We start from the raw sequence: 3,319 nt of genomic DNA on the forward strand, positions 1-3,319 counted from the left end.
TATAATCGAGGCCAATCTATTTTGAATGAACGTGAAAAAATAAAACGGCGAACCTTAGCTCTGCGACGCCAAATGTTTTATGCTAAACAAGCAACAAACTCAAATCTGATGAGCTAATGCGTCTCTTAATTCAGCCACCCATTAGTCCACATTGCTTTGACGACGTACAGGAGATACCGAAAATCCTGCAACACGGGATGAATTAGAAAAAATCATCACAAGAGTAAACGCTAAAATGTCGCCCGCTGTCCAGACTCAGCACAAAGAATTGAATGACACCGGACCTGATGCAATTATCGCAGTGAAAAACTTAACAGCAGACGAGCTATTTGGTTCTTACGAACCCAATGCGCCAAAAATCCAGGCAGATTTTAAAATCGCACATGACGAGCCGTACGGCTCGTCGGCAACTTCATTGCCGACGATTATTCCTAAATTTACATAAAATGTATCGACACCTTGCTAGCAAGCATTTATATAATTTAGTTGAAAATCTATCTAGGAGTGCGGCTTAAGCCTTCTGCGCTATCCAGTAAGTATGCCTTCCACAAGCGGGATCGGATTGCATATGTTTAAGAATGGCAAATCCATGCTTTTCTAGCAGAATACGGTATTCCATTTACTTGGTCAATTTAATTAGAGCGAAGGCTCATTTTTCCTCAATTTTACAAGAATCCTATGTACTCTTATGATTCTTAACAGCCAGTGCTGCAGCATAGTAATCAGGCACATCAATTAACCAGGCCTTTGTATCTGACCAATCCAAATGATCACTTTGAACCATATAACTTTTACCACCAAGCGGCAAAACAGAAATAGCTTGCAAATATTCTGAAATCCCCACACCCAATGCCTTTAACACAGATTCTTTTACAACCCAGCGTTTAATAAAATCTTCATTTGTCATCAATTCGGATTGCCGCTCTAAAGCAGTGAATACATATTCAGTCAAAGCACTGACATCTAATCGGCGATTACAGTCTTCGATATCTACTCCAACCTGCCCATTGGTTGAAATGGCTATCAATGCAAATTGACCGGCATGAGAAACATTGAACTCAATACCTGTACCACCGTGTAAATAAGGCTTGCCGTGATGATTCGTAGCAAAGTGCAGTTGATTCGGAAGCATTGCTACCTTTTCTGCGAGTATCCTCCTTAAAGCTGCGCGCGTTGCAGTTGAACGCACTTGGTCTGCAAGCGTATGAAAGCGCAGTGCATGAGCACGTTCAGACTTGTTTAGTAGTAAAAAATCCGAGTTCGATATGGGTGCCCGCAAATTTAGCTCAAGCAGCCACACTTCAATGCCAGCGGGGACTGTGTTCGGCAAGGATAATCGTTGAACATTATTCACAATGAAGTCAGGGAGAGTCTACAAAATAGTTTCTGATTCGAAATGTAATAAGCTATTAATTATTGTGATTCCACATGGAAGGCATAAGCTTTAGTAGTGTTTATACACTTCGGTAACAAAATGTACTAGCTGTCCATTTACCTACACCTAATAGTTGTGCTGGTCTCTGTAATGCTTGGAAAGCGGATGACCAGATTGCCCGCCAGGAATCCCTTGACTCAATGGATGAACATAATCAGCAATATTGACCTTACCCCATGTGAGCTCAGCTAGCTGATTGAGTTGTATATGTGCCTTTCAGTTCCTTTGCAGCTTGCTCAAGTACCGTTAGTAGAAATCCATCCCAATCTGAATATCGTATTTGCCCTTGATTTGGCAGCCGTTTTAAATTCTTCTCGCACAATAAAGCCTGGGCCAGCGCTACGCAAAACTGAATCAGCATAGCCAAGCCCTGATTTTAGCATCCGCACAACCATCCCATTAGGTGGGATAATCACACACTCCCTGGAGCTCTGGTTGTTTTGAAAGCAAATTTAGTTCTACACTCAGCGCAACAAGAAATGGTGGTATCGCGACGCTTGATTGACAGATTGGCTGGAATGGGAAAAATAAAAAACCGCTTCAGGCGGTCCGCGGGTATTATTATCTTCAATTACTGGAGTTGTATTTTTGGTTTAAAACTTATATCCATAAATCTCTCTGGGTTCAGAATCAATTTTAGAGAAGTGAAAAATGGAAAGATTTATACCTAGTGTTCATACTTGGGCAGAAGAAAGAAATATTATAAATGGCTCAAACCTAGATAAAGAAACATTAAAGTTAGTATCTAACTGTGGAAAATTAATCAATTTTTTAGACAATGGTGAAGTTTGTACTAATGCGATTGGACACTGCTTGATACAAATGATAATTATCTGTCAGATGCAAAACATAACTTTTGATGCGTGTTTAAAACTTACCAAAGTAATAAAGGATAAACGGGTTGCAGATCCAAAAATTGCTGCACTATTGGTTTTTAAAAATATAGGCCAATTAGCCGAAAATGTTTCAACAAGAAAAGTTATTAAGGCTGATATTGGCTATTTGCTTATTTATTTAACCTCCATAACAACTAGTCTTCGACTGTCGATGAAAGAATGCGTTGAAAGCTCTTTCAACGAAATCAAAGACTCAAAAGAGATCATGTTTGATGGCATTATGATAGATGAGACTCATGAAAAATATCCAATCGCACTTGCTATTTTAAAATCGAGAAAATAATTCCGCGATTTTTGTTTTTAAGATTTATTCTCCGCATTTGTCCGATTAGCAACGTATTGAGAAAAATTATCTCCTATTTTTTTGACTCATCCGTTTGCGACGCATTACCTGGTTTATCATTTGAATCAATTCTGGCAGGAGAATTCAAACTCTCGCTTGTGTAGGAAGAATCATAAGAAGGATCATAAGAAGGATCATAAGAAGGTCCCGGAGATGTTCCCGATGGCTGGAGAGGTTGATTTCTGTTGTTTTCCTGTAACCTTTTCTCCTCCTGTTTCCTTAAATCATCTCCATAATCGGCTATTACTATCGTTGTAGGCGACATAACGATCGCAGAAACAATAGCTATCAATGTTTTTTTCATAATAATTACTCCTTGAAGATGAGATTGCCATCAGTTAAATTGTACTAGCGCGGACCTGAGGTATGCTGATTTTCATGGAGTCCAAAGTTTCATAAAATGAAGACATGAGATGGAGGATGAAGATGGAATTACCGCGCGCACAATATTGTAATGCTTCACAAAAACCGGACAGTGTACGTCGTCAAAGCAATGTGGACTAATGGGTGGCTGAATTAAGAGACGCATTAGCTCATCAGATTCGAGTTTGTTGCTTGTTTAGCATAAAACATTTGGCGTCGCAGAGCTAAGGTTCGCCGTTTTATTTTTTCACGTTCATTCAAAATAGATTGTCCTCGATTATA

4 protein-coding genes are annotated in these 3,319 nt (G+C 39.4%); 2 read left to right on the forward strand and 2 right to left on the reverse strand.

Annotated features, from left to right (window positions below; all coding sequences use genetic code 11):
• The first annotated feature begins 235 nt into the window (after positions 1–235).
• Positions 236–445, forward strand: a complete 210-nt coding sequence (locus tag C8R34_RS16000; protein WP_110342278.1) for a hypothetical protein — start codon at positions 236–238, stop codon at positions 443–445.
• A gap of 231 nt (positions 446–676) precedes the next feature.
• On the opposite strand, the gene C8R34_RS16005 is transcribed toward C8R34_RS16000, so the two are convergent.
• Positions 677–1,354 carry a 4'-phosphopantetheinyl transferase superfamily protein gene (locus tag C8R34_RS16005; RefSeq protein WP_110342280.1) on the reverse strand — a complete coding sequence of 226 codons (678 nt, stop codon included), beginning with the start codon at positions 1,352–1,354 and terminating at the stop codon, positions 677–679.
• Positions 1,355–2,086: 732 nt separating this feature from the next.
• Here C8R34_RS16005 and C8R34_RS16010 point away from each other — a divergent pair.
• On the forward strand, positions 2,087–2,614 hold the full coding sequence (locus C8R34_RS16010) for a hypothetical protein (protein WP_110342282.1): 528 nt from the start codon (positions 2,087–2,089) through the stop codon (positions 2,612–2,614).
• Between the two features lie 73 nt (positions 2,615–2,687).
• Here C8R34_RS16010 and C8R34_RS16015 read toward each other — a convergent pair whose 3' ends face one another.
• Positions 2,688–2,978, reverse strand: coding sequence for a hypothetical protein (locus C8R34_RS16015; protein ID WP_110342284.1), 291 nt, complete (start codon positions 2,976–2,978; stop codon positions 2,688–2,690).
• Positions 2,979–3,319 lie beyond the last annotated feature (341 nt).

Source organism: Nitrosomonas sp. Nm84 (assembly GCF_003201565.1).
In the GTDB taxonomy this organism is placed as follows: domain Bacteria; phylum Pseudomonadota; class Gammaproteobacteria; order Burkholderiales; family Nitrosomonadaceae; genus Nitrosomonas.

What these genes read in the sequence shown, in the direction of transcription:
- C8R34_RS16000 (WP_110342278.1), top strand. Translation starts at nt 236, where the DNA reads ATGTCGCCCGCTGTCCAGACTCAGCACAAAGAATTGAATGACACCGGA.
- C8R34_RS16010 (WP_110342282.1), top strand. Translation starts at nt 2,087, where the DNA reads ATGGAAAGATTTATACCTAGTGTTCATACTTGGGCAGAAGAAAGAAAT.
- C8R34_RS16015 (WP_110342284.1), bottom strand. Translation starts at nt 2,978, where the DNA reads ATGAAAAAAACATTGATAGCTATTGTTTCTGCGATCGTTATGTCGCCT.